The organism is Pseudomonas sp. I2 (assembly GCF_040984075.1).
GTDB classification, from domain to species: domain Bacteria; phylum Pseudomonadota; class Gammaproteobacteria; order Pseudomonadales; family Pseudomonadaceae; genus Aquipseudomonas; species Aquipseudomonas guariconensis_B.
Window position 1 is genome coordinate 1 of record NZ_JBCGFQ010000138.1, and the last position, 546, is coordinate 546.

1 protein-coding gene is annotated in these 546 nt (G+C 67.9%); it reads left to right on the forward strand.

The window, feature by feature from the left end; genetic code table 11:
* Window positions 1–546, forward strand: a 546-nt coding sequence (locus tag WCE05_RS25920) for an AMP-binding protein (RefSeq protein WP_368816827.1), incomplete at both ends; no start/stop codon positions are given.

Genomic DNA, 546 nt, shown 5'->3' on the forward strand with positions numbered 1-546 from the left:
AGAAAACGCCGTTCAGCTTCGACGTGTCGGTGTGGGAGTTCTTCTGGCCCTTGATGACCGGTGCGCGACTGGTGGTTGCCGCGCCGGGTGATCATCGCGACCCGGCCCGTCTGGTCGAGCTGATCACCGGCGAAAACATCACCACGCTGCACTTCGTGCCGTCGATGCTCCAGGCATTCCTGCAAGACAGCGGCGTGCCGCGCTGCACCAGCCTTGCGCGCATCGTCTGCAGTGGCGAAGCGCTGCCGGCCGATGCCCAGCAGCAGGTGTTCGCCAAGCTGCCGAAGGCCGGCCTGTATAACCTGTACGGCCCGACCGAGGCGGCTATCGACGTAACCCACTGGACCTGCCGTGAGGAAGGGCGCGACAGCGTGCCGATCGGCGAGCCGATCGCCAACCTGGGCTGCTACATCCTCGATGCCGAGCTGCAACCGGTGCCGGTGGGCGTGCTGGGCGAGCTGTACCTGGCCGGCGCAGGCCTGGCGCGCGGCTACCACCGCCGCCCGGGGCTGACCGCCGAGCGTTTCGCCGTGAGCCCATACGGCA